Annotated in this window: 19 protein-coding genes; 12 read left to right on the forward strand and 7 right to left on the reverse strand. The window is 44.3% G+C overall.

The genetic code is table 11. The features are described from left to right. The first annotated feature begins 32 nt into the window (after nucleotides 1-32). The 4 genes from LKJ51_RS00615 to LKJ51_RS00630 all read left to right on the forward strand — a co-directional run bounded on the left by LKJ51_RS00615 (nucleotide 33) and on the right by LKJ51_RS00630 (nucleotide 3,036). Nucleotides 33-1,265, forward strand: coding sequence for an L-lactate MFS transporter (locus LKJ51_RS00615; protein WP_291978616.1), 1,233 nt, complete (start codon nucleotides 33-35; stop codon nucleotides 1,263-1,265). Between the two features lie 140 nt (nucleotides 1,266-1,405). After that, nucleotides 1,406-2,404, forward strand: coding sequence for a D-2-hydroxyacid dehydrogenase (locus tag LKJ51_RS00620; RefSeq protein ID WP_291978617.1), 999 nt, complete (start codon nucleotides 1,406-1,408; stop codon nucleotides 2,402-2,404). A gap of 205 nt (nucleotides 2,405-2,609) precedes the next feature. After that, nucleotides 2,610-2,759: a CsbD family protein gene (locus tag LKJ51_RS00625; protein ID WP_291978618.1), complete on the forward strand. Its 150-nt coding sequence runs from the start codon at nucleotides 2,610-2,612 to the stop codon at nucleotides 2,757-2,759. Between the two features lie 16 nt (nucleotides 2,760-2,775). Further along, nucleotides 2,776-3,036 (forward strand): GlsB/YeaQ/YmgE family stress response membrane protein, encoded by a 261-nt coding sequence (locus LKJ51_RS00630; RefSeq protein WP_291978619.1) that lies wholly within the window; start codon nucleotides 2,776-2,778, stop codon nucleotides 3,034-3,036. A 53-nt stretch (nucleotides 3,037-3,089) separates the two neighbouring features. On the opposite strand, the gene hflX is transcribed toward LKJ51_RS00630, so the two are convergent. The 3 genes from hflX to LKJ51_RS00645 form a co-directional block, all read right to left on the reverse strand. Continuing rightward, the gene (hflX, locus tag LKJ51_RS00635) at nucleotides 3,090-4,364 is read right to left on the reverse strand and encodes a GTPase HflX (protein WP_291978621.1); all 1,275 of its coding nucleotides are present in this window, start codon (nucleotides 4,362-4,364) and stop codon (nucleotides 3,090-3,092) included. A 34-nt stretch (nucleotides 4,365-4,398) separates the two neighbouring features. After that, the gene (locus LKJ51_RS00640; RefSeq protein ID WP_291978622.1) at nucleotides 4,399-5,058 is read right to left on the reverse strand and encodes a histidine phosphatase family protein; all 660 of its coding nucleotides are present in this window, start codon (nucleotides 5,056-5,058) and stop codon (nucleotides 4,399-4,401) included. Between the two features lie 87 nt (nucleotides 5,059-5,145). Then, nucleotides 5,146-5,745, reverse strand: coding sequence for a DedA family protein (locus tag LKJ51_RS00645; RefSeq protein WP_434737662.1), 600 nt, complete (start codon nucleotides 5,743-5,745; stop codon nucleotides 5,146-5,148). A 223-nt stretch (nucleotides 5,746-5,968) separates the two neighbouring features. On the opposite strand from LKJ51_RS00645, the gene helD reads away from it, so the two are divergent. Continuing rightward, entirely contained in the window at nucleotides 5,969-8,278 is a 2,310-nt protein-coding gene (helD, locus tag LKJ51_RS00650) for an RNA polymerase recycling motor HelD (protein ID WP_434737659.1), read from the forward strand. A gap of 67 nt (nucleotides 8,279-8,345) precedes the next feature. On the opposite strand, the gene LKJ51_RS00655 is transcribed toward helD, so the two are convergent. Both LKJ51_RS00655 and LKJ51_RS00660 read right to left on the reverse strand, forming a co-directional pair. Beyond that, a complete protein-coding gene (locus LKJ51_RS00655; RefSeq protein ID WP_291978625.1) occupies nucleotides 8,346-9,242 on the reverse strand; it encodes a DMT family transporter in 897 nt (298 codons plus the stop codon). A gap of 59 nt (nucleotides 9,243-9,301) precedes the next feature. Then, nucleotides 9,302-10,171, reverse strand: coding sequence for a DMT family transporter (locus tag LKJ51_RS00660; protein WP_291978628.1), 870 nt, complete (start codon nucleotides 10,169-10,171; stop codon nucleotides 9,302-9,304). A 523-nt stretch (nucleotides 10,172-10,694) separates the two neighbouring features. Between LKJ51_RS00660 and LKJ51_RS00665 the strand changes: the two genes are divergently transcribed. The 7 genes from LKJ51_RS00665 to LKJ51_RS00695 all read left to right on the forward strand — a co-directional run bounded on the left by LKJ51_RS00665 (nucleotide 10,695) and on the right by LKJ51_RS00695 (nucleotide 24,916). Then, complete coding sequence (locus LKJ51_RS00665; RefSeq protein WP_291978626.1) at nucleotides 10,695-12,788, forward strand: LTA synthase family protein; 2,094 nt, start codon at nucleotides 10,695-10,697, stop codon at nucleotides 12,786-12,788. Between the two features lie 127 nt (nucleotides 12,789-12,915). Continuing rightward, the gene (gene coaA / locus LKJ51_RS00670) at nucleotides 12,916-13,839 is read left to right on the forward strand and encodes a type I pantothenate kinase (protein ID WP_291980039.1); all 924 of its coding nucleotides are present in this window, start codon (nucleotides 12,916-12,918) and stop codon (nucleotides 13,837-13,839) included. Nucleotides 13,840-13,930: 91 nt separating this feature from the next. Next, nucleotides 13,931-15,484 (forward strand): glutamine-hydrolyzing GMP synthase, encoded by a 1,554-nt coding sequence (guaA, locus tag LKJ51_RS00675; protein WP_291980021.1) that lies wholly within the window; start codon nucleotides 13,931-13,933, stop codon nucleotides 15,482-15,484. A 554-nt stretch (nucleotides 15,485-16,038) separates the two neighbouring features. Then, nucleotides 16,039-17,628 carry a YSIRK-type signal peptide-containing protein gene (locus LKJ51_RS00680; RefSeq protein WP_291980022.1) on the forward strand — a complete coding sequence of 530 codons (1,590 nt, stop codon included), beginning with the start codon at nucleotides 16,039-16,041 and terminating at the stop codon, nucleotides 17,626-17,628. An 18-nt stretch (nucleotides 17,629-17,646) separates the two neighbouring features. Further along, nucleotides 17,647-24,114 (forward strand): mucin-binding protein, encoded by a 6,468-nt coding sequence (locus LKJ51_RS00685; protein WP_291980024.1) that lies wholly within the window; start codon nucleotides 17,647-17,649, stop codon nucleotides 24,112-24,114. 215 nt (nucleotides 24,115-24,329) lie between these two features. Beyond that, nucleotides 24,330-24,572, forward strand: a complete 243-nt coding sequence (locus LKJ51_RS00690; protein ID WP_291980025.1) for a type II toxin-antitoxin system prevent-host-death family antitoxin — start codon at nucleotides 24,330-24,332, stop codon at nucleotides 24,570-24,572. Further along, on the forward strand, nucleotides 24,569-24,916 hold the full coding sequence (locus tag LKJ51_RS00695) for a type II toxin-antitoxin system RelE/ParE family toxin (protein WP_291980026.1): 348 nt from the start codon (nucleotides 24,569-24,571) through the stop codon (nucleotides 24,914-24,916). Before LKJ51_RS00690 ends, LKJ51_RS00695 begins: the two co-directional genes overlap by 4 nt. Before the next feature lie 366 nt (nucleotides 24,917-25,282). Here the strand turns inward: LKJ51_RS00695 and LKJ51_RS00700 are convergent, their stop codons facing one another. Then, nucleotides 25,283-25,873 carry a Fic/DOC family protein gene (locus tag LKJ51_RS00700; protein WP_291980040.1) on the reverse strand — a complete coding sequence of 197 codons (591 nt, stop codon included), beginning with the start codon at nucleotides 25,871-25,873 and terminating at the stop codon, nucleotides 25,283-25,285. Nucleotide 25,874: 1 nt separating this feature from the next. After that, nucleotides 25,875-26,285: a helix-turn-helix domain-containing protein gene (locus tag LKJ51_RS00705; protein ID WP_291980027.1), complete on the reverse strand. Its 411-nt coding sequence runs from the start codon at nucleotides 26,283-26,285 to the stop codon at nucleotides 25,875-25,877. Between the last annotated feature and the right edge of the window lie 31 nt (nucleotides 26,286-26,316).

The following is a 26,316-nucleotide window of genomic DNA, read 5'->3' on the forward strand; positions in this document are numbered from 1 at the left end:
ATGTTCGGAATAAATATAAGGGAGAATTGGGAATGACGAAAACAAGGAATCGGTATGGAGTGGCGTTTGCAGGGGTGATCCTTCACCTAATGATTGGTGGGGTATATGCCTGGAGTGTATTTACTAAGCCAATTTCCGCGTATACCGGCTGGAAGGAAACCGCAGTATCATTTGCATTTAGTTTAGCAATCTTTTTCTTAGGAATGTCAGCCGCATTTATGGGACGGTTGGTTGAAAAATTTGGTCCAACAGTTACCGGAACGATTTCAAGCATTTGTTACGGTAGTGGGATTGCTTTAACTGGGTTAGCTGTTCAATCACACCACTTATGGTTACTTTACTTAGCATACGGGGTAATTGGTGGACTAGGATTAGGTTCTGGTTACGTTACACCGGTATCGACAATTGTTCGCTGGTTCCCAGATAAACGAGGCCTCGCTACTGGTTTAGCAATTATGGGCTTTGGCTTTGCGGCAATGCTTACTGGTCCAGTTGCCCAAAAGTTAATGGCAGCGGTTGGAATTGCTAATACTTTCTATATTTTAGGGGCCTTCTACTTTGTGGTTATGGTCGTTGCAGCTCAGTTTATTAAAAAGCCACGGCCAAACGAACTGCCACAAGCAATTGCTCAAAATGCACAACGGGTAAGCTTGACTAACCGTGAATTAACAGCTAACCAAGCACTAAAGACAAGAACCTTTGCATTCCTTTGGTTTATGTTCTTCATTAACATCACCACGGGGATTGGTCTTGTTTCTGCAGCTTCACCAATGGCACAAAACATGACGACAATGACCGCAAGTGCCGCCGCTGTGATGGTTGGAATTATTGGTCTCTTTAATGGCTTTGGTCGTCTTGTCTGGGCTACTCTATCCGACTTCATCGGTCGACCACTGACTTATAGTTTGATCTTTGTGCTAGACATTGTAATGCTGTTTATCCTGCTCTTCTTCAAGATGCCATTTATCTTTGCAATGGCGCTTTGCCTATTAATGTCCTGCTATGGGGCTGGTTTCTCCGTTATTCCAGCATACCTGGGCGATGTTTTCGGGACTAAAGAGCTAGGAGCAATTCACGGTTATGTTTTGACTGCCTGGGCCGCTGCCGGAATGGTTGGTCCGTTGCTGCTTTCATACACTCACCAAGTATTGCATAACTACTACGTCACCTTAATTGTTTTTGTCATTATTGATGCTCTTGCAATGATTGTTTCCGTTTGGATTCAACGCGACTTTGTTCCTCATCGGGAAACGAAGGCAGCTTAATTTAAGAGATAAAAAGAAAAGCGAAGAGGCTGAGAATAAACTCAGACTCTTCGCCTTTTTTAGCGGATTCGCACTCTGTTTTCTAGTATAATAAGTATTGTAAACGCACACAAAAACTGAGATAAAGGATGGGATTACAGATGAAGCTAATCATGTTTGGCGTTGACGCGAAGGAAGTTCCGTACGCTAAGGAATGGGCTGAAAAGACCGGCAACGAGGTTAAGATTGTTGAAGATCAATTGAATTCGACAACAATTGATATGGTTAAGGGATACGATGGCGTTTCGGTTTTACAAACGAGTAAGATTGCCGATCCTGAGATTTATACTAAGTTAAAGCAGTTTGGAATTAAGCAGTTATCAACCCGGACGGCTGGATATGACATGTTTGATCTAGGCTTGGCAAAGAAAAACGGCCTTAAGATCACTAATGTTTCAATTTATTCACCACGGGCAATCGCTGAAATGGGGTTAACCCATGCAATGTACCTGTTACGGCGAATTGGCGAATTTAAGGAACGGATGTTAAATGATGCCGACTTCCGCTGGAGTAAAGATCTTGTGAGTGACGAAATCTATAACCAAACAGTTGCGATTGTTGGCCTTGGTCACATTGGTGGTGCGACGGCGCAGATTTATAAGGCGCTTGGTGCTCGAGTAATCGCTGTAACACGGGCAACTAGCGTGGTTTATGCTCCATATGTAGATGAATTTGTAGATTTGGAGACTGCACTAAAGGAAGCCGACATTATCACTCTTCACGTACCATTGACTTCCAGCACAGAAAACATGTTTGCTGAAGCGCAATTTAAGCAAATGAAGAAGAATGCGATCTTAATTAACATGGCGCGGGGAAAGGTTGTTAACACTGCTGACCTGATCGCAGCCTTGAAGAACCATGAAATTGGTGGTGCTGGCTTAGATACTCTAGGCGATGAGACAACCTACTTTAGCAAGAAGGTTGCTCCAGAAGATGTTCCCGCTGACTTTAAGGAACTTGTTCAGATGCCAAACGTTGTTGTAACACCACACGTGGCCTTCATGACTGACACGGCCGTTCGTAACATGGTGCAAGTTAGTTTAAACGATATTGCAGCGATTGTTGAAGGCAAAAACGTTAAGAATGAAGTTCGTTTTTAATTCATAATTAGTGAATGAAAACACTGCTAAAAAACGGTAAGCTACTATTTTACTAGTAACTTGCCGCTTTTTTTAACTTAAGAAAAAACTAATTAGTATTAACACTTTTGTAAGAGAATCATCAAAGTATCGCTAGTGAAACCGCTTCTTGTTATGATTAGGTCATCAAATAAACCTACTCAAGTAAAGAAAGGAGAGAATATCTATGACAAGCAAAGAAAGTATCAAAAATAAAGTTGCCGGTAAACTGAAACAGGTTGAAGGCAAGGCACAAGAAGTGCATGGTAAAGCGCAAGCAAAGGTAGAAGAGATCAAGAAGAAAGCCGTTAAGAAAAAGGCAGAATTAGCCGAATGACAAGGAGGGAATACCAATGTTACACTGGATTTGGGTATTAATTGTTGGTGGTGTAATCGGATTAATTGCCGGGGCGATTACTCGTCGCGGTGGCTCGATGGGAGTCATCAGCAACATCATCGCCGGGTTAGTCGGTTCATCATTAGGTGAAGCAGTTCTCGGCGCGTGGGGACCACAAGTTGCGGGGATGGCGATTGTCCCTTCGATTATCGGTGCGGTAATCTTAGTCCTCATTGTTTCCTGGATTTTAGGAATAATTAATCGCCGGACAGCTTAGAGAATAAAAAGCGAGAGGTTAGTTAGAATATTTTCTCACTAACCTCTCGTTTTTTAGCGAATCACGTACTTTTGATATTTATCGTAATCCTTTTGGGATAGCTCAACTGTCAGTACAGTTCCGCTGCTTTGGTATTCAGTATCAAGAATATTGGTATTCTCATTGAGATATGAAACAACGTGACCATCCGCAAATGGAATTAGCATCTTGGCCTCAACATAATCCTTGAAGAGGTGTTTTCGAATAGCCTTGGTAAGAAGCTCAAGTGAATCGTCATCTTTAGCGGAGATAACAATTTGATCATCTCCCTCAAGAACTGGATATTCCATATCAGTCTTATCAGCCTTGTTAAAGACGTACAGCATCGGAATGTTTTCAATACCAATTTGCTTAAGTGTCTTTTGGGTCGTCTTCATCATGTCCTCGTAATGGGGATCGGAAGCATCAATCACCTGAATTAGTAAGTCAGCGTTTGCAGCTTCCGCAAGGGTTGACTTGAATGATTCTACAAGGTGAGTTGGTAACTTGCTGACAAAACCAACAGTATCACTAAGCAAGAACCGTTTTTGATCGGGAAGCGTTAATTGCCGGACACTCGTATCAAGGGTCGCAAAAAGCATGTCCTTTTCGAAGACGGTTTTATCTTCGCCAACGCCATACTTTTCAACAAGACCATTCATGATGGTCGACTTACCGGCGTTAGTATAACCGACAAGGGCTGCAGTTGGAATAGCACTTTTGTCACGTTGCTTCCGCTTAACTTCTTCAGAACGATCAATTGCCCGTAGTTCTTTTCGGAGGTGACTGATTGAATTTTGGACCGTCCGCCGGTTCATTTCCAGTTTCGTTTCACCGGCACCACGGTTGGTAAAACCACTTCCACCACCAGTTTGCTGGTCAAGTCGTTGATTAGCACTCGTCTGGAGACGTGGTAGTCGGTACTGTAATTCAGCAATTTGTACCTGAAGTTTGGCCTCTTTTGACTGTGCTCGTTCAGCAAAGATTTCGAGGATCAATGCAGTCCGGTCGAGAACCCGGCAGTCCAGTTCATCTTCCAAGTTCCGTAATTGACTTGGGGTCAATTCATCGTTAGTGATAACGGTTGAAATCTTTTCAGCTAAAACTGCGGCTTTGATTTCCTCAACTTTACCGCTGCCAAAATAGGTAGCTGGATTAGGACGGTCAATTGCTTGATCAATTCGATCGACGACTTTCATGTGGTTGGCTTGAGCTAATTCAGCAAGCTCGGTCATTGAATAATCAAAATCCTCTTGTTCGGTGTTCAATCCAGTGATTAATACTGGCTCTTCGGTTTGTATGTTATCCATTGAAAGATAATGTTCCCCCTTTAATCAGGTGATCTTATTTATCCGGAATGTGGAGCTGGTTATAAAAGTCCACATGTGTATCAGTATCGGTTAAAGTCATTTTCATGATGCTGCCGTTACGTGGTGAAACGTTTTGGTCAACGCCTTCAAGGTAGCGATCAGCGATTGAACGAATTGCTGCACCGTGAGAAACAACCACGGCAACGGAACCGTCCGGTAAATTACGGAGCCGGTCGAAGCCCTTATCCATCCGCTTCCAAAAACGTTGTGCATCTTCAGCGTCACCATATTGATCTGCTTTAGCGATCCGATCCTTTAATTCATCGGTTCCCCAGCCAGCAGCCATTTGTGAGAAGTTATGGTAGCCGTACTTTCCACCAACAATATCAGCGACTGCACCACCATTTGCGCCTTCAAAGAAACCAAAGAAGATTTCACGGAAAGCTGGTTCCTGAATTGGTTCCTTAATATCTGTGTTTGGATCGGCAGCGAGGAGTAATCGAGCGGTATTCACTGCCCGTGAAAGGTCACTACTAAAAATATAGTCAAATTTAACATCAGCAAGGGCCTTCCCAACTCGTTTAGCATCTTCAATCCCCTTTTCGGTTAGAGGGGCGTCAGACCATCCTTGCATTCGGTTGTACCGGTTGAGGTAGGTTTGACCATGACGAACAAAGTAGACAGTAATTGCCAACTTGATCAGCTCCTTTTTACGTATGATAATAATTACCTTCTATTTTACCATGCTTTACGGAGGAGTGTGAACAGTGACTAATTAGTGTTAGAGCATCTTATTCCGCTTGATGATCTTGCGCCGTAAGTAACGGATGATCGCCAGTAATGCAATGACTGAGATGGCTACTAATACAAAGAGCAGGATGATCAGTGAGAAGTGTTCCTTTACGAACGGAATACTTCCGAAGTAGTAGCCAACAAGACTAGCAGCAAGGACCCACACAATTACTCCAATGAGGTTACCGACCATAAATCGGCGAAAATCAAAGTGCATCGTTCCAGCAATCAACGGGATAAATGTCCGGATCAGGGGGACAAAGCGACCAAAGGCGACTGTCTTGATCCCGTGCTTTTCTAGTAACTTGTGAGCTTTTTCCATTCCTGGTCCGTTAACCCGCTTTGAAAGCCATTGCCAACGAGAGAGGGAGCGGCCAATGTAGTAATTAACGGTGTCACCGATAAAGGCCGCAAAGAAGAAGACCGGAATGACAATTTCCAGCTTCAGGACAGGGTGGAAGGCGATGAATGATGCGGTGAGAAAGATTAATGATTCTCCCGGGAGCCAGGGAAAGATAACCAGGCCGGTTTCCATAAAAATAATCGCAAAGAGCAGCACGTAGCTCCATGGACCGAGCCATTCAAACATTGGAATAATGACTTCAGCAATGTGAGTCAAAATATAAAATAGGTTAGCCAATCTGCAAGCTCCTTTCTAAATAGTAAGTGATTACTCTATTTTACCGTCATTCTAGTCCCGAAGGTTCAGGTTACTGTCAATATTTAAAGATAATTTAGTATTCGGCGATCAAAAGGAATATTGTTTCGGTCGTTGAGCTATCAATGCTATAATAGTAAGACGATTTTACCGAATGGAGGTAGCGAGTGTGACCGAACAGTCAGTACGAGAATTTGAACAAAAACATTTAGATCACGTTATTAGTGAGATTAAAACGGCCAAGGACAAGGCTGAGAAAAAGATTCAAACCGCCCGACATGATATTAGGGGGATTAATAAGCAGATTGATGATATCCATCTGAACACCACAACTTATTCGGGGATGATGGATACTGCAATGTCCTTCCGTGCCCAGCAGCAAATGCTTGATGAACGGCAGAATAGTTGGCAGCACGCAGCGGATCGGCTTTCTACCTTAAAGCGACTGGAGAAGAAACCGTACTTTGCCCGAATTGATTTTCAGGAAAAGGGAGCTGCTAAGCCAGAAACCGTTTATATCGGCCTGGCTTCTTTTAGCGACCGTCCAGATCATTTCTTGGTTTATGACTGGCGAGCACCAATTTCCTCAGTTTACTACGAGGGTAAACTTGGTGAGGTGAGTTACGAGACCCCTGTCGGTACTCAGAAAGTCAATATGACCTTAAAGCGGCAGTTCCAGATTGAAGATGGAACGATTGTGACAATCTTTGATACCGATGAGCAAGTTGGCGACCAGATGTTGTTGGAAGCGTTAGGTACCCACTCAAGCACCAAGATGAAGAGTATCGTGACGACGATCCAACGGACCCAAAACGAGATTATCCGTGATACTAAGGATGATCTCCTCTTCGTTCAGGGGGCTGCCGGATCCGGAAAAACTGCGGCTGTTCTCCAACGGGTTGCTTGGCTTCTGTACCGTTATCGGGGAAATCTAAGCTCATCCCAAGTTGTCCTGTTCTCACCGAACCAGCTATTTAACGACTATATCGATCAAGTACTTCCCGAGCTTGGGGAGCATAATATGGTTCAGATGACCTACTACCAGTTCGCTAACCGCCGAGTACCAAGATTGCATGTTGAAACCTTGGCTCAGCGATTTGAAAGCAGTCAGGATCCGGCCGTCAAGAAGGCTGTTCAGTTAACGACCAGTTTGGCTTACTTTAAGGCAACGGGCCGTTATGCTAAGCACTTGGGAAAAGCCAATATGCGGTTTAGAAATTTAATGTTTCACGGTAAGATCTTTATCAGTAAGGAAAAGATCAAGGAAATCTACTACTCCTTCAATAGTAATTATAACCTTGGTAACCGTCTTGATGGTACTAAGGAAGCGCTGATCAAGTACCTCAATCACCGAGTCAGCGTTGAAATGCGGAGTAAGTGGGCTGAAGAAGCAGTTCAAAACCTGAGTAAGGAACAAATTGATGACATGATGGGCAACCAGCCACGTGAATTTGCGGATGATAACCAGCAGTTTAAGTTCTTAGCTCGCCAAATTGTGATGAAAGCATTAACGCCGGTAAAGCGCGCAATCGACCATAACTTATGGTTAAACATCAACGCCCAGTTCATCCACCTTCTTCGTGCAACCCCTAAGCTGGTAGAACTGGGGCAGTTCGGAATTACGGAAGCTGAGTGGACAAATTATGTTGAGCAAACCAAGGACCAACTCCGGCAGGGAAAAATTAGTGCTAGTGGGATCACGATCTACCTTTACCTGTATGACTTGATGACGGGGAAGAAGGGACAACGGGATATTCGCTACGTCTTCATTGATGAAGTTCAGGATTATGATGCTTACCAATTAGCATACTTGAAATTCCGCTTCCCACATGCTCGCTTTACTCTCCTCGGTGACTTGAACCAGGCAATCTTTACCCACGAGAACAGTCGCTCATTGTTGCGCCAATTAAGCACGATGTTCGATTCAGAAAAGACGAAGATTGTCCAATTAACGAAGTCGTATCGGTCAACGAAACAGATTACTGACTTTACTAAGCACTTACTAACGAATGGTGAGGCAATTGAGGCCTTTGAACGTCAAGGTGACTTGCCAACTGTAATTGAGGATAGCGACTATGCTCAGGGTGTGACGAGCGTTATTAAAACGCTGAAGAAGTACCAGCAAGCTCACGATGCGGTAGCAATTATCGGTAAGACCTTAGAAGACTGCGAGAAGCTTTTTACCGAATTAAAACGGCAGAACGTCAAGACAACGCTCGTTCGGACCGAAAATCAGCGGTTAGTTGATGGTGTCATCATCGTCCCATCCTACTTAGCAAAGGGACTTGAATTTGATGCGGTTATTGCTTGGAACGTTAATGCTAATGAATATCCAGATGATAGTGAGCGTCAATTGTTATACACCATTGCTTCACGGGCAATGCATGCTTTAACGATGATTTCTGTCGGTCAGGTGACGCCATTGATTGATGGGATTCCTAAAGACCTATATTTACTTAATTAATGGTTAACTAAAAACGACCTTCAGAGCTCAGTTTAACTGAGTCTGAAGGCCGTGTTGTTTTAAATCCTTATTCTTGCGTACTTAGCTTTGGTTTACGCAGATCAAATTGCATGATCACGTTCGCGATAATGATTAGGAAACCACCAATAATTAAACGTGGTGAAAGTTGATCATAGCCGAGAAGAACCGAGATGGTAGTTGCAAAGAAAGATTCACTCATTAAGATTAGGCTCGCTGAAGTGGCATCCGTATACTTCTGTGCCCGGATCTGGATCCCTCGAGCAGCAAAGGTAATCACGATTGCGACGATTGCTAATGGAAGGAGGGCCTGTAGCCAGTTGATATGGGTGAGAGATGCTCGTTCCATTGTCAGTGCTAGTGGAGTCCCGCAAATAACCTGGACGAAGCCGATTAGGGTAATGATGATCCAGGGGCTTGAAGCACGACTAGCATATTTGCCGAAAATGATGATTTGGAATGCCCAGAAGAAAGCTGAGAGGAAGGTAATGAAATCTCCTGACTGAAGTGACCAGCCGTTGTCAGCAACTCCCGTTAAGATTGCCATTCCGATTAGTGAGAGGGGGATGGCAAAAATGATTTTTAGCTTCGGTCGTTCATGCCAAAATAGCCAGAGAACTAGGGGCGTCAGAACAACGTAGGTTACTGTAATAAAGGAACTTTTAGCAGGAGTAGTAGAACGGAGGCCGAGCGTTCTTAGATAATAGCCACAAAAGTTGACTAGACCCACGATTAAGCCCACTTTGATATCAAACGGGGTTGCTCGTTTTAGTTGACGGTGGAACAGGACGAGACCACCGAGGACACACATTGCTCCCCGAACGGCATTGATTGTCCCTGATTGCATTCCAGCATCAACAACCATTTTATTAAAGATATATGTACTTCCCCAAAGGATTGTTACGAATACCAGGAGAAGATTTGCCGTCGATTTTGAAAGTTTCATGAATTTGCCCTTTCGTCTAGAGATGATTGCAGATTACCAATCATTTTCAACAAAAGCAACTAATTTGACCGTTTGAGGAATGGCAGGCGGTGGAGATCCGTCTGCATGATTGCATTAGCGAGAAGGAGGATTGCGCCACCGATAATTAATGAGTGGGTTAATGAATCGTAGCCTAAAATTACTGAAAGGACACTGGCAAAGAATGATTCAAGCATCAGTAAAAGTCCTGCCGAAGTCGCATCGGTGTACCTTTGCGCAGTAATTTGTAATCCCTGGGCGATAAACGTAACGAGGATTGCAAGAAGTGCCACTGGAATCAAGGCTTGGATCCAGTGAATGTGGGCGAAAGTTTGTGTCTCCGTTGTTAGTGAAACAACCCAGCCAGCAGCACCTTGAATTAGGCCAATCATAAAGATGATTACCCAGGGACTAGATGCTTTGGAGGCAATCTTACCAAAGAAGATCAATTGAAGTGCCCAGAAGATAGAAGAAATTAGGGTTAGAAAATCACCATAATTCAAGGCAAGACCACTTTGGGCGACGTTGGTTAGGATCCCCATTCCGATTAGTGCTAGCGGAATAACAAAGTAGGTTTTGCGGCGAGGACGCTCGTGCCAGAACATCCAGAGTAGAATTGGTGAAATTGCAACGTACATCGTCGTGATAAACGCATTCTTTGCTGGAGTAGTAAAGCGAAGCCCGTCAGTTTGTAAATAGTAGGCAACAAAATTAGTGATCCCCATTAAAATCCCGGCTTTAAAATCAAACCAATTCATTTTGCGGATACTCTTACTAAACACAATCAGGCAGCCAACGACACACATCGTTCCCCGAACCGCATTGATCATTCCCGAATGCATTCCCGCATTAATCGCCATCCGCACAAAAATATAACTTGCTCCCCAAAGGATCGCTACCGTCAGTAGCAGTAAATTCGCTTTATGTTTCGACATCTGAATTCCTCCCCAAATATTATTGTTTCATTATAGTATATTAGAGCGTGTTCGTTCCAAAGAGTTTTTCACTCCTTTACCGCGACCGCCACCTTCAGAAGCCTTACTGCAGCTGAGTTGAGAACGGCTCCCCAGGGACTTGCTAGAGCTAGCTACCTCCGATAACTTCTACTGCAACTGAGCCTAGAATGACGCAGTAGCTGATTGACTTCTCACATCAACAAGTTGATAGTGAGAAATCTAATCAGCCTTGCGAGGGTTCACAGACGAAAACAAGTTTTCTGGTTCACTCCTTTACCGCGACCGCCACCTCCGTCTAATTAGTCCAGACTCGATTGCAAGTCAATCATCGTCTGGACTTCCTTAGTACTCGGTGGCTAGTTCGTCGCGGCGCGCTCTCTCATATCCTTAATTTTTTTTGAAATAAGTTTTTAAAGGTTGCTCCTTGAAAAGTGTTGTAATATTGTAGATATTGATATTTTTTAATGGAGGAACGATTATGAAGACAGCGTTGCAGAAGCTATGGCACGGCTTGAATACCAAGCTTGGCTTTTTTCTGCTAGTAGTACTCCTATTTGGAATTAAAAGTTACTGGGCGTACAGTACTGAATTTAATTTAGGTGTTAAGGGGAGCGTTCAGCACTTCCTATTGGCGTTTAACACGATTCCTAGTGCCTTGGTTTTTCTTGGGATCGCGTTGTATTTCAGGGGCCGGCTTTCGTATTGGTTAATGATGATTATCAATGCGATGCTCTCCACCTGGTTATTCGCTAACATCCTGTACTACCGTGAATTTTCTGATTTTATTACATTTAACGTTATTAAAGGGTCAGGAGCGGCTTCGAATAATTTAGGAAAGAGTATCTTAGGAATTATCCGTCCCGAAGACTTTATGGTTTATGCGGACGTAATTATTCTGATCCTGATATTGCTGTTCCACGTTATTCGGGTTGATATGCGTTACTTTAAGATCCGTTATGCAGCAACGATTACTGCTCTAGGCTTTGTTCTGTTTGGTGTTAACCTTGGAATGGCAGAATCGGACCGTTCGCAATTACTGACCCGGACGTTTGATAACAACTACATCGTTAAGTACCTAGGACTAGAAGCCTATACGATCTATGATGGGGTTAAAACAACGCATAATAGTGTCATCAAGGCAAAGGCAAACCAGGAACAATTAAAGCCGGTTCAAAAGTTCTTGAAGAAGAACTATGCTAAACCAAACATTGAATATGAGGGAACGATACGAGGAAAGAACATCTTCGTTATCCACTTGGAAAGTTTGCAACAATTCATGATTGACTATAAGCAGAACGGTCAAGAAGTTATGCCAAACCTGAACAGGCTGTACCACTCATCAAATACGTTGGCCTTCGATAACTTCTTCCACCAGGTTGGTCAGGGGAAGACCGCCGATGCTGAAATGATGTTGGAAAACTCCCTTTACGGGTTGCCAGAAGGGTCCGCAATGGTTACTGATGGGACAACGAACACGTTCCAATCAGCACCAGCCTTGCTCCACCAAAAGCTTGGTTATACAACTGCTTCATTCCACGGGGATGTGCCGAGTTTCTGGAACCGGGACAATGCTTATAAGTCCTTCGGTTACCAATACTTCTTTAGTAAGAACTACTATCCAAAGGTTAAGGATCAAGAACTGGGTTACGGTTTGAAGGATAAGATCTTCATGAAGGAATCAATGCACTACATTGAACAATTGCCACAACCGTTCTATGCTAAGCTAATCACGGTTACTAACCACTACCCATACATCATTGATAAGAAGAACACTTCAATTGAAGCATGGAAGACCGGGGATGACACGGTTGACCACTATGTCCAAACCGCTCGTTACCTTGATCAATCAATCGGTGAATTCTTAGATTACCTTGATAAATCTGGCTTGCGGCAAAACAGTGTCCTGATTCTTTATGGTGACCACTACGGAATTTCAAATAACCATAAGCCCGCAATCGCCCAAGTCTTAGGTAAAAAGAAGATTACTAACTATGATCTAGCAATGTTCCAAAAGGTGCCATTCATGATCAATGCTCCAGGACTTAAGGGTGGAATTGACCATACTTATGGTGGTGAAATTGATGTTTTGCCAACCCTCGAAGATCTTCTTGGGATTAGTTCTGATAAGTACATTCAATTTGGTCAGGACCTTCTTTCAAAAGATCGCAACCAAATCGTACCGTTCCGTAATGGTGACTGGGTAACGCCTAAGTACACTAAGTACAATGGTGAATACTTCCACACGGGAACAGGGAAACAGATTAAGAACCCAACGGTAAAGGAAAAGAAGCAGTTTGATAAGATTCAAAAGTACGTCACAACTGATCTTGGCCTTGCTGATAAGGTAATGAATGGTGATTTGATTCGCTTCTACAAACTTCCAGGCTTCAAGAAGGTTAATAAGAAAGATTACACTTATAACATGAAGAAGAGTCTAAAGAAGTTGAAGAAGGATCAAAAGCAACACAAGACGAGCGTTAAGGCACAAAACAATAATCAAAGTACCTACGATGATTACACAACCGACGCTCCAGAATTAAAGGATCAAAATCCTAGCTTCCCGGATGAATAGAATCATAAATAATAGTCGTCGATCTGAAGAAGTTGGATCGGCGACTATTACTATTTAAAATATTGAAGGTAAGTATGGTATGATTGATATTAATCGCTTACATTAATTAATGAAGGAACCAGTAACTATGGATGAATGGATGAACTATGAACGATTTGATCGTCAAGAATGGCATAACTTTTTTCCCACCGATAAAGTGCGGCTAAGCCAGGAGAACTTAGACGAAATTAAGTCACTAAATGACCGGATCTCAATTGAGGACGTGCAGGATATTTACCTTCCCCTGATAAAATTGCTTCAGCTGCGGTACCAAAATCACCTGGAGTGGCAAATGCAAAAGGCTGATTTTCTCCACCAAAAGAGTGAACGAGTTCCCTATATCATTGGGATTGCCGGCTCGGTTGCCGTCGGGAAGAGCACGATTGCCCGGCTATTAAGCATCCTCTTAAATAAACTTTTGCCGGATAAACGGGTTGAACTGATGACTACGGACGGTTTTCTGTTTCCTAATGCCGAGCTAGAACGACAGGGGATTATGGATCGCAAGGGCTTCCCTGAATCGTATGATATGGAGAAGCTTCTTCAATTTATGAATGACGTTAAGGCCGGCAAATCGGTCGTTAAGGCACCAACCTACTCGCATCAGGTTTATGATGTGATGCCAGATAAACCATTGATTATCGATCACCCGGATATTTTGATTGTCGAGGGAATTAATACGCTCCAGTTACCATCAAACCAGCGGATTTATGTTAGTGACTATTTCGATACTTCAATCTATGTGGATGCTGATTCTAAATTGATTGAAGAATGGTATTTGCAACGGTTCGGGATGCTACTCGATACTGCATTTACGGATCCAGATAATTACTACTACTCTTATAGCAAGGGACCACGCGAAGAAGCATTTAAGATGGCAAAGAAGGTTTGGCAGACGATCGACCTGCCTAACCTAACAGAGTACATCTTGCCGACACGTAATCGGGCAAACTTCATTCTCCATAAAACGACTAATCATGTAGTTGACCGAGTTTATTTGAAACGCGGATAAAGGCGAACTTATAATGATCATTGACCATTAATCGTTTAGCTTGTAAACTTAGTTGTTAAGATAAGAAAAATCAGAAAAGGGAAGTGGCAACGTGGCAAAATTAAACTTGGATGCTTTTGATAAGATCATCGTGCTTGATTTTGGTAGTCAGTACAACCAGTTGATTACTCGGCGGTTACGTGATTTTGGGGTTTACTCAGAACTCCTTTCGCATAAGATTACTGCTGATGAGATCAAGCAAATCAACCCAAAGGGAATCATTTTCTCCGGTGGACCAAACAGTGTCTACGATAAGGATGCTTTTAAGGTTGATCCAGAGATCTTTAAGTTAGGTATTCCAATTTTAGGGATTTGTTATGGGATGCAATTAATGTCATACGATCTTGGGGGTAAGGTTGAAAAGGCTGATAACTCCGAATATGGTCGTGCTGACATTGAAGTTCTAAAAGACGACGCTGTATTGTTTAAGGGATTACCAAAGAAGCAATACGTTTGGATGAGTCACGGTGACCTTGTAACTAAGGCACCAGAAGGCTTTGAAGTCGTTGCAACCAGTAAGAACTGTCCAATCTCCGCAATCGCTGATAATAAGCGGAAGTTCTACGGAATTCAATTCCACGCCGAAGTACGGAACTCTGAATACGGCCTTGATATCTTACGGCGGTTTGCCTTTGACGTTTGTGGCGCAAAGGATAACTGGACAATGGATGACTTCATTGACTTGCAAATTGACCACATCCGTCAAGAAGTTGGTGATAAAAAGGTTATCCTTGGTCTTTCCGGTGGTGTTGACTCTAGTGTTACAGCCGTCTTGATCCACAAGGCAATCGGTGATCAACTGACTTGTATCTTTGTTGATCACGGTCTGTTACGGAAGAACGAAGCCGATCAAGTGATGAACGCGTTGAACCGTGATCTTGGGGTAAACATCATCAAAGTTGATGCTGCTGACCGCTTCCTTGGTAAGTTGAAGGGTGTTACTGATCCCGAAACAAAGCGGAAGATTATCGGTAAGGAATTCATCGAAGTCTTTAATGAAGAGGCCAAGAAGATTCCGGATGCTGACTTCCTTGCTCAAGGAACCCTGTATACCGATGTGATCGAATCTGGGACTGATACCGCCCAAACGATCAAGTCTCACCATAATGTCGGTGGGTTGCCAAAGAAGCTCGGCTTTAAGTTAATCGAACCATTGCGGAAGCTCTTTAAGGACGAAACCCGTGAATTGGGTGAAAAGTTAGGGATTCCGCATGAATTAGTATGGCGGCAACCATTCCCTGGCCCTGGTTTAGGTATCCGGGTGATTGGTGAAATTACCCCAGACAAACTCGAAATTGTTCGTGAAAGTGACGCCATTCTTCGTGAAGAAATCAAGAAAGCCGGCTTAGACGAAAAGATTTGGCAATACTTCACTGTACTACCAGGGATTCGTTCAGTTGGTGTCATGGGTGACGGCCGGACTTACGACTACGCGGTTGCTATCCGTGCGGTGACCTCAATTGATGGGATGACCGCCGACTTTGCCAAGATTCCATGGGACGTCCTCCAAAAAATTTCCGTCCGCATCGTAAACGAAGTCGATCACGTTAACCGGATCCTTTATGATGTCACGAGCAAGCCGCCTTCGACGATCGAATATGAGTGATGCTATAGAATGATATAATGATAACTTGTATCAGGTAAATGTTTTTGAATTAAAAAGGGGCGCGTGACAGAAGTCATTCATAATTTCGTTTTCACGCCCCCGCAAACACAAATAGGGCTTCAGCGTTCGGATTTTCCGAGTACTGAAGCCCATTCGTGTACTGCGTCGTTTGTATTTCATCTAGGTAATATAACTTATGTCACATTCCCTTTTTAGCGCATTTTGGTTAAATATGTACTAAATTATGGAATTAAAATCTATAAAGAGTCCCGTTATAATTAGGTGACATGTTTAGCAGTCTGTTCTGTATGATTAGAATTTTAAGCAGTCTGTGTCAAAGGTTTGATGTGAGCTGCTTTTTAGGATTGGAGTCGCAATATATTAGTATTGGCAGCTTTGGCCTAACTTTATATATGGTGCTTGTTTGTCAAAACATTTGCCAGATGATCAATGTTATAATAGGTCTGTTTAGCGATTAGTCAGTTATGTGAATTCTATTATTCTGTAACAATAGCGGTTATTAGGGATTAAAACTACTAAGGAGCAATTTAAAAATGGTTTCCAAAAATAATATTCAGTACAAGAGACAACAAGAGGCTCAGCAACTTCCTCATTATGGGTTGCGGCGATTAAGCGTTGGTGTCGTTTCCGTTCTCCTGGGGACATCATTGTATTTAGGAGCTAGTCAATCAGTGGCTAACGCTGATACGGTCAACCAAGCAGGGGGGGTGGACAAACCGGCAGCAGATACTAGTGCACCAGCTTCCGTCGTTGACCAGCAAGCCACAGTGGTACCGTTGAAAACAAAACAAGTCAAGTCAGGCCAGCAGCCGGCCACCCCGGCCCAGGCTAACTCGCAGTTTAATGATCAGCTAACTGCGAAAAAGGCGGCTGCTGTTCAACCGCAGGCCCACTTTACCGGCGATGACAAATCGGCCACTGTTGATATTGCCAACGCAAATGTCGGCGATACCTATAAAGTGGTGTTCCATACTGATTCACACCTGAACCTGAGTTACACTCCCGGTCCGTTAACCCAGCAGGGCGTGGTGGACTCTAAGCAAACGGTTGACGCAGATGGGACACAGACGTATTCCGGGGAGTTCCTGAAGTCTGCCACGATTAATCAGCCATTTATTGTAAATAACGGCTATCGTGAAGACATCTTGAACACGCCGGGGACTTACCACAATTCTGCGGACCTGTACTTTAATGGCCAGCTAATTAAGACGGTCCAATTCGCCGTGAAAATTCCACGCCAACAAGTTGCTGCGCGCTGGGATGACGTCGATGAACATGGTAACCCCATTCCAGCCGGTGTTGATAAATTTAAATACCATGAAGGTCGTGAAGACTACTGGATAATCCCTGGCGATGACCACCAGTACGACTATTCGCTGACCGTTGATGGTTTACCAGCCGCTTTTGACCATCAGGGGGTCATTGTTAACGTCGGAGTTCCCAATGAATTTGTTGTCGACGGGGTTACTGGGCGGCGCGCCAATGGGACGCATAACAGTGAAGAATTAACAAAGAATACGGACTTTGCCTTTTCCCAGGATGTTAGTGGTATCCACATTACTCTTCGCAAGGGGCTGGATAATCACTATGCCGTTCACCCGCGATTTAGCTTTGTGCTGATTGGTCATTATCACATGGCCCAACCAGACCAGGCAACCATCTTGGCGCCTGCAAACGGCTCCACTGTTAGTGGTAACGACGGCGCTGGCGAGGTTAGTGCTAAGTGGGTCGGTATTCAAGCACCGCTGATGGGCAAGAGCTCGTTGAAGGGGTATAGCTTTGGTGACTTGGTAACGCCACGGTTCCGTGTTAATCCCGATCAACGAGGTGTTCAGTTGGCCAACGGTGACACGGTTGATAATGCTTATTGGCTCAACCGCGACCATAGTGACAAGGCCTGGTTCTCAGCTTCCTTCACCAACTCAACCTTAATCGATTCACCGGCCGGTGCGGTGACCTTTTACATGCCCGACCATTATCAGCTCACCAAGCTGACAGCTGACAATTCTGGTGATCTAACTGACGTAAGCTATCATTATGCTGATGGTTCCACGAGTACGACCCTCAATATTAATAAACACGTGACGGCGATCTCTGGTACCCTCAGGGTTGCAAATTGTTAAAGCAACAATAAGCTCACTGTGGATTTTGTTGGCCACTTAGACCCTGACCACCAATTCCATCAGGAAGAAAACTTAATCGCCAGCATCGGTAAAAACGGGGACACTACCTACTTACCGGGAGTACTGACGACGGTGGATTACGTTAAGGAACCGGAGCCATCATATGATTCTGCAACCATTCAAGACCAAATTTATTCATCCGTCATCGGAACTAATGCCACGGCGGGTTCCATCTGGGCGGACATTTTTAGCTGGCAACGGATTGACAACTCCAGTGCACAGTTCACCGTGACGATTCCCAAAAACACGTTCGTAGGCTCGATCTTGATGAACAGCAACTACTGGCAGGACCCGGTCTACACCACTAACGCCAACGGTCAGCAGCAACTGACGTTTGTCCTCAAGCCGCATTTGACTAAGGAACAGGTAGCGGGTATTAATCGGACACCAGTCGTTAATTTGAAGTCGATTGCTGTCTATGTCCCGGCCCTTAAGTCGGAAGATGGGGATGCCACCATCATCATGAATGGTAAGCAGCAGGATCAGAAAACCTTTAACGTGTCGCTTATTGCCGCGACTGCTGATTACCTGTTAACGACTGCGCGGGGGAACATGGACGCCTCCGACCTTAATCAGGCAACTAACGATGACAAGAAGACTGCTCACGTGACGCTCAACTATGACTTTGTTAACGGGAACCCGAATACCAACTTAACGGGGCTGACCTTCGTCGGCAACTTGCCGCAAAAGCAGGATGGTAAATCGCAGGTCGACGTTCACCTGACGGGCCCAGTTCACGTGGTCGATTACTTAACCGGACAATCGATGGATAGTGATGTGGTTATTTCATACTCCACTAACTACTACCAGCCGGATACTGTCCAAAAGGCGGACCTCACGGGATTTGTCTCTGCTGATCAGGTTCATGATTGGTCTAAGATTAAGAGCTTCCGCGTCGACTTGAAGAAGCCGTTGACGGGTGGCAACATTTGTCAGATTCAGGCGCCGGCGTTGGTCGTTGACCAAGTTAATAACGTTAACAAAGTGGCTTACCTCTCCGGAGCAGTCTTTGGTGACGGCATCATGCCTTACCGCCTAGTACCAGCGGGAACTGGTAGTGCCCAAATTAAGATTCAAGGGGTGTCGACAGTTCATCAAAAGGTCCACTATGTCGATGCAGCGGGACATGACCACAACATTGACCTCGGCAGTCAGCATGACATTAAGCTGACCGATAACGTCGATAAACTGACGATCAACGGTTTTCCAACGGATGCCGAGGGGATTATTCCACAATATTATCACTGGGACCAGCAGGCGCCGACAATCGGAAACGATGCGGATGCTCACTATCCAGATGGGTTAGCCAACAAAATCGCTCAGTTGGGCACTGTGTCGCAGTACTACTTCGATGGCGACAGCATTGTTTGGAATTTAGTTCCTGACAAGCAGGAACAGATCACGGTTGACCAGGTCATTAAGTATCACTATTACGGTTCCAACAAGCAGGCTGCTCCTGACTACACGAAGTCAGCACCAGCCATCGTCTACCTCAACCCGTTTACGAATCAGGTTGACGGTATTGAATTGCAGCAAGAATTGCCAGCTGTCACCTCACCGTCGATTAAGAACTACCATGCCCTTCGTGGTGAGTTTAGCGCTTGGCAGGCACGTCACCAGTATACCGAGGTGAATGGGATTAGTCTGGACCTGACCCACCATGTTGCCCACATTAAAGGTGATGACTATTACGTTAGCGCCGCTGCCCAGTTAGTCGTTGTTGACCCTAACACCCATATGGCCAAGAAGGTCACTTTGGCCTATGACGACGGTTCTCACCAGATTAAATTTGCGGATACCGATGACAGCCTGAAACTGGCTGGTTATCAGATGCACGTTTACTACCAGAATACTGACGGGATGCCGGTTTATAATGACGACGTTCATAAGGGCTACCCATGCTTTAACCTGAAGACCGATCCGTTAATTTACCCGTACGCAATTGATGAGAATTCGAGTACCGAGGTTTCTCCGCAACAAGAGAATTATTTACGCTTTGATCATTCCTTCCCGGGTTATGATTCACTCACGGCCGCAATGAGCGCTAGGGATACTGATGGCAAGCCGCAAGGCCAATATGATGACCACATCGATATTTCGGATGACAGTGATGGACGAGTAACGTTGACACCGACGCAGATTTTCTTTGTTTTCTACACGCCGGTCAAGCAAGAGTTGCAGGAGCAGTTTTTGATTACGGCGGATAACGATCCGTTGGCTAATTCAAAATCTGAATTTTTGAAACACATTGCCATCCCCAAAGCGCAAGCAGATGCTGTCAAGTCTGACATTTACCAAAGTACGGGTAAAGCCGGGACAATCATCTTTCCAAAGGCTGATGGTACAGGTAGCGCACAGTTGCCATTACCAACTGACCCTTACATGGGTGGGATTATTGACCTTAATTCGCCACAGTATTCTAAGTTTAAGCAGTGGTTAATTAGTCATGGTTATGCGACAGCGGAAACCCTGAGTGCAAGCTTCAATAATAATATGCGTCCCGGCTATGTCATTGACCGTGCTGATTACCAGTTCACGAACGATGCGGGTGTCACCAATACCTACAGTATTCAGATGCACACGACTAAGGAGTTGTCGGCACTCATTAAGGAGCAACCGCACGCGAAGGTAGTTCTGACTGAAGGTGGGACCGAATTAAGCTATAAGACAAATATGACTGGGAATGCTGAAGACGGCTACCAAGGTGATGATATCTTCGCTTCGTACGTGCCATCCTACAGTGATTTTCGCGAGGTCGATGCTCACCACTATGTGTTGGACGTTTATAATACTCAGTCTTACTCTGACAACCAGCCGGCAATCCCGGTCCTGCTGTCAATGAGAATTTTTAACCCGAATGGGCAACACTACGACCCAAGTATGATGTTTGACCAAACTGCCCACGAGATCGGAACACCCGACCCGCATCCGCAAGTCTTGAACGTCCACTTTAAGAAGTTGGGTGCAACGGACCTGTTTACTCAGCACGGTAATATTGAGATTCATTACCAGGACGTTTCAGACCTACAACCGAGTCATGATGGGAAGTACGTTTACGGTGGCGGTTACGATGCTAATGCCCACTTTAGTCACGGGACGAATTATGATGCCCACAAGCTGAAGGATGCCGCTGATCAGGATCCGGACATTAGCAACCTGGTTAATGAACAACACGGTTCTACCGGAGCAGGACATTACTACCAAGTAGGGCAAAACGATAGTGGCGCTGCTATTGGTGGAGTGTCAATTCAATTTGCTCACGATGGCGACCCGTCAGGAATGAATGATCCCCAGAAAGATCAAACCGATCAGTGGAAGCACTATGATATTAGCGCCGTTAATAACTACGTGGCTAACGATGACCAGTACGTCATTGTGCAGGAAGATCCGCAAGCGCAGAATGGTGATCACATGTGGAAAATGTTGAACCCAGCGGGGTACGCCAGTGCTGACGACCCGACCGGCGAAAAGACCTTAGCTAAATATATGCTGGAGGCGAGTGATGACTGGTCGATGTTTGGGCAAACTCATCCGCAGGTTTATTACGTTTACCTGAAGCGGAAGCAAAAGCTTAATTACCGAGTCCTCGTCGAAGATAAGGATGGTCACGTGGTCAAGACCTTAACGCCAGAAACGCTACTCGGTGTCGGTGGTTCTAATGAACAAGTGGCTACCACCAAGCTACACGGGGCAATGAGCTCTGACTCAACGACTCTTGGCGACCGCTACCAGTCAATCATCAAGCAGTTAGCTGACCGGGGCTTCCAAGCTGTGACCGCGGCTGATGGTCAGCTTAAGGTTAGTGACTCACTAGCACAGTTGACCTTTGACAATGATGCTACCAAGGACCAGTTGGTCACGATCTACGTCACCCAGCCGAAGACCGTTCAAATTCACTACGTTGACGTTGACGGGTCTTCTAAGACTGGCAACTATACGGTCAACGACGGGACTGACCAATTGGAACACATGCAGACGGTTTCTGGCCTCGCCGGGAGTGATTACCAGAATCAACTCTGGGACTGGAATGCCGCTGGGTATGTGTTAGCAACGAGCGAAGACCAGATTGCTCCGGGAGCCACGAACGGTTCCTTCCAGTTAACGGACCCCACGTCACGGGCATTCTACATTTTCCTGAAGCACCAGAAGAAGTCGGTCAATGACCACGCAGTCGTTAAGCATGAAACGATCCATTACGTTTACGAGGACGGGAGTCAGGCCAAACCAGATTATCAGGCACCGGACATCACCTTTAACCGGACTGGGGTGAAGGATCTGGTAACGAACGACATTGCTTGGAACCCGTGGACGACTGATAACGATACCTTTACGGCGGTTACTAGTCCAAAGATTGACGGTTACACGCCGGATAAGGATTCAGTGGACGCCGTCAAGATGACCGTGGACAAGGATGACGTCGTACAGACGGTTACCTATCACGCCGACGGTCAGAAGCTGACCGTTAAATTCATTGATGACAGTGATAACGGGAAGGTCCTTAAGACTGTTACTAAGAGTGGGACTAGTAATGGTGACGCCGGTTATAGTACCAAGGGTGATATTCAGGCTTATGAAGGTCAACACTACGTTTTAGTTAGCGACAGCAGTGATGGTGAGGCGCTGAAGTTTGACGATGATGACGCTGTTGACCAGTCCTATGAAGTCCACTTGAAGCATGACACTCGTCAGGACCAACAAAAGGTTGAAGTTCTACGGACGATCAAGTACGTCTATGAAGACGGGCAGCAGGCTCAGCCAAACTATGATGATTCATTAACGTTCTACGAAAAGAAAGTGGTCGATCTCATTGATGGGCACACGATTTCTGATGATTGGACGCCTGCACAAGACTTTAAGACGATTACGACGCCGGCTATTCAAGGCTATACGCCTGATCGGACGGCGGTAGCAAACAAAGGGATTGCCCATGACCATGCTGCCATCACGGAAATGGTCACTTATAAGGCAGAACAACAGAAGCTGACCGTTAAATTCATTGATGACAGTGATCATGGAAAAGTCCTCAAGACTGTAGCAAAGAGCGGTACGAGTGGTGCTGATGCTGGTTACAATACCAAGGACGATATTCAGACTTACGAAGGTCAGCACTACACGCTAGTTAGTGATGAGACTAATGGTCAAGCGCTCCAGTTTGATAAGGACAAGTCCGTTGATCAGTACTATGAAGTCCATCTCAAGCACGCCACTCAGTCGGCAAGTGATACCGATAAGGTCACTGAGATCATCCATTATGTTTACGCGGATGGAACTAAGGCCGCTAAAGATTACACTACTAGTGTGGACTTTAAGCGTACTGGCACGAAGGATCTGGTTACCGACACTATTAAGTGGGAGCCAGTAGCACCGCAATCGTTTGCTAGCCACCAGTCACCGACATTAGCGGGATATACCGCTGATGTATTGGTAGTGCCACAGATTGAAGTGCATTATGGTGATGCTGATGTTGCGCGGACGGTCACGTACACTGCTGACCAGCAACAGATCACGGTCAACTACATTGATGACGTGACAGGTAAGACGTTGAAGACCGACCAATTGATGGGCAAGTCGGGCCAAAAGAGTGGTTACCGCACTAAGTCCTCGATTGATGGCTACCTGGGTCAGCATTACCAGTTAGTCGCCGATGATACCAAGGGTCAAGAGCTAGTTTATGACCATGATTCAACGGTGGATCAAGTTTATAATGTTCATTTGACGCATGCGACCGCATCGGTTAGCGATACGGTGATTAAGCATGAAACGATTCACTATGTTTACACTGACGGTCGGCAAGCACTGCCGGATTATGATGCGCCAGTAATTACCTTCACGCGGACCGGGATTAAGGACTTAGTAACGAACGAGATTGCTTGGAACCCGTGGACGACTGCTAATGATACTTTTGCGGCGGTTACTAGTCCGACAATCAATGGTTATACACCTGATATTAGTCGGGTTGATGCTGTGAAAATGACCGCGGAGAAGGACAACGTGGAACAGACAGTTACCTACGCGCAGACTCACGAAACTCCTCAATCAGATCGACCAGGTAAGCCGAACCAGCCGGATCAACCAGGTAACCCAGATCAACCGGATCAACCAGGTAAGCCGAACCAGCCGGGTCAACCAGGTAACCCAGATCAACCGGATCAACCAGGTAAACCGAACCAACCAGGTCAACCAGCCAACCTAGATCAACCGGATCAACCAGGTAAGCCGAACCAACCAGGTCAACCGGCTAGCCCAGATCAACCAAATAATGGCGATGAGAACTATCAGCAGACACCGCTTGATAATCAGTCGGAACAACAGCATAATCAACAATTGCCGCAAACTGGTAATAAGGGTAATCGCTGGGCAGTATTCGGCGTAGCTTTATCTTCAATGATGGGCCTTGGTTTGGGTAAGCGCCGTAAGCAAGACTAACTAGACATCAAAATTAGACTCTTTACTAGCTGATATTGATAAGCAGCTCGTGTCGGGAATTTGGCACGGGCTGCTTTTGTGTGTATCTGTTAACTGGTATTGATGCCACTCACAGAAATGTGGGTGGCATTTTTATGCAAATTGACAATCATTTAGAAAAAGGTGCTGTAAATTATACGTAAAATTTTGTACAATAAATTGAAGAGGTGATAACAATGCAAAAAATGCAAATCCAACCAGTATCGGCTTTACGTGATTATAATAAATTACTAAAAGAAGTTGATACCGATAATCCAGTTTTTCTGACTAAGAATGGTTATGGTAAGTACGCAATTGTTGATATTGAAAACTATGATCATTTTGTTAATGGAATGAAACTTCTTCAAGAGTTAAATACGGCTGCGGCCGAAAAGGGCTATCGTGACGCGGGTGAAGTATTTAAGGGGTTAGAAGAGTGAAAAACTATCATGTAGTTGTTAAACCACAAGCCGAACGAGACTTAAAACAGCTAAAGCAGTATTTACAGCAGAACTTTGGCAATGATAAAGCAAAAGCTAAACTGGACTCGTTGAAAAAGTCAGTATTAGGGCTTGGGACAATGCCTAATTTAGGGCGAAATGCCACTGAATTATATTCAGCTTTAGTAGACTATCAGTACCTTCATTTACCAAAAAACACGATTTTTTATCAAGTCGATGATAAAAATCAGCTAGTAGTAATTATTAGAGTTTTTAATAATCGCTCGGATGTCATTACTCACTTATTAGCATATATGGAGCACCTAAAGAATAACTTTCATTAAAGGCTGGTTGTAGAAAAGACAAAATATTCTATGATAGTTTGGGACTTAATGAGGAATCGGTTTTATATATCTTAAGTAAGAATGGAAGTCAAACACGCAAAGAGATTCAGCAAGTATTACAAACAACCCCTTATCATGTAAGGAGATTACTATCTCACCTTATTGAAGAAAAAAAGGTGAGAAAAGTAGGTAGTTCTGTTAATACACGATATGAAAAGCGTTAAAAAGTGATCGGCCTATTACAAAATACAGCTTTCACGATAACGAAAATACCCCCTAGTTAGATTCTTGGCTAACTAGGGGGTTATGTTTCGTCATTTTCAATAAACACTCTTACCGCTTTCCTCTTTCAGTATTAATTAGTTGTTATTTAGCAGCATTGATAAATGATTCTTGGACACTCTTAACATTAGTTATTTTGATAAAATCTTGAAGCTTGATTAGATCGGATTGATTCAAGGCTTCAATAACTTTACTATCTTGACGATTGTAATCAATATATTGTGCGTGGTTAGCAGCTAGTAACTGAATAAATAATCTAGTTGTTCGTCCGTTACCTTCACGGAAAGGATGAAGGTAGTTAAGTGAATCAAGTAATTTGGCATATTGTTCAACGGTAGGCTTCTTTGTTGCTTTAATTGTTTCAAGTTGCTGATTAATATTAGTGGTTGCTGTATCGAATGCCGTTGGTGGCATAAAATCAGTACCACCTTTGGTAAGGTAGTAATTGCGAAATTGTCCGGCCCAGGTATAGATATCACTGAATAGGAATCGGTGAATTTTGGCAAAATCATCCATATTCTTAATTACATAACCATGATGAAGTAGCCAAATAGCATTATGAGCTACTGTCCGGTATTCAACTGTACTTAGTTCATTTGCATCCTGTAGATTAAGTTTATTTCTCAATGTTCCGTTTGGATAAAGGAATCTCTTTTTTAGTTCTTCATCTTTCATACTATTCACCGAAAATATCTTTGAATTTTTGATCTAATTCTGGATGACTGATTTCAGTAAATACTTTTAGTTCTTCAATATCGGAACGAGAAGGCCGCCATCCCTCCATAACATTACTTTTTACCGTAAATTTAACGTTTCGATAGGTAGGTAAATCGGGAATCTTAACTCCCTGAATGGATTGTTCGTGGTCATTAATTACTAATGAATATTGATCACCTTGAAGCAGATGCAATAATTTTTCGGGAGTTTCATTAATCGCCTTAGCAACACCATTTAAAATTCGAATAGTCCAAGTGTTAATCGGTCGTTTAAAGGCATTACTTAGCGTCGTCTTACTGATTCCTGACTTGTGAGCAATATCGGAAAGGTTGGTATTATAATTAGTCATTACTTCATCTATTAACATCATGATTAATCATCTCCAATTAATCTTTATTTAC

The organism is Limosilactobacillus sp. (genome assembly GCF_022651205.1).
In the GTDB taxonomy this organism is placed as follows: domain Bacteria; phylum Bacillota; class Bacilli; order Lactobacillales; family Lactobacillaceae; genus Limosilactobacillus.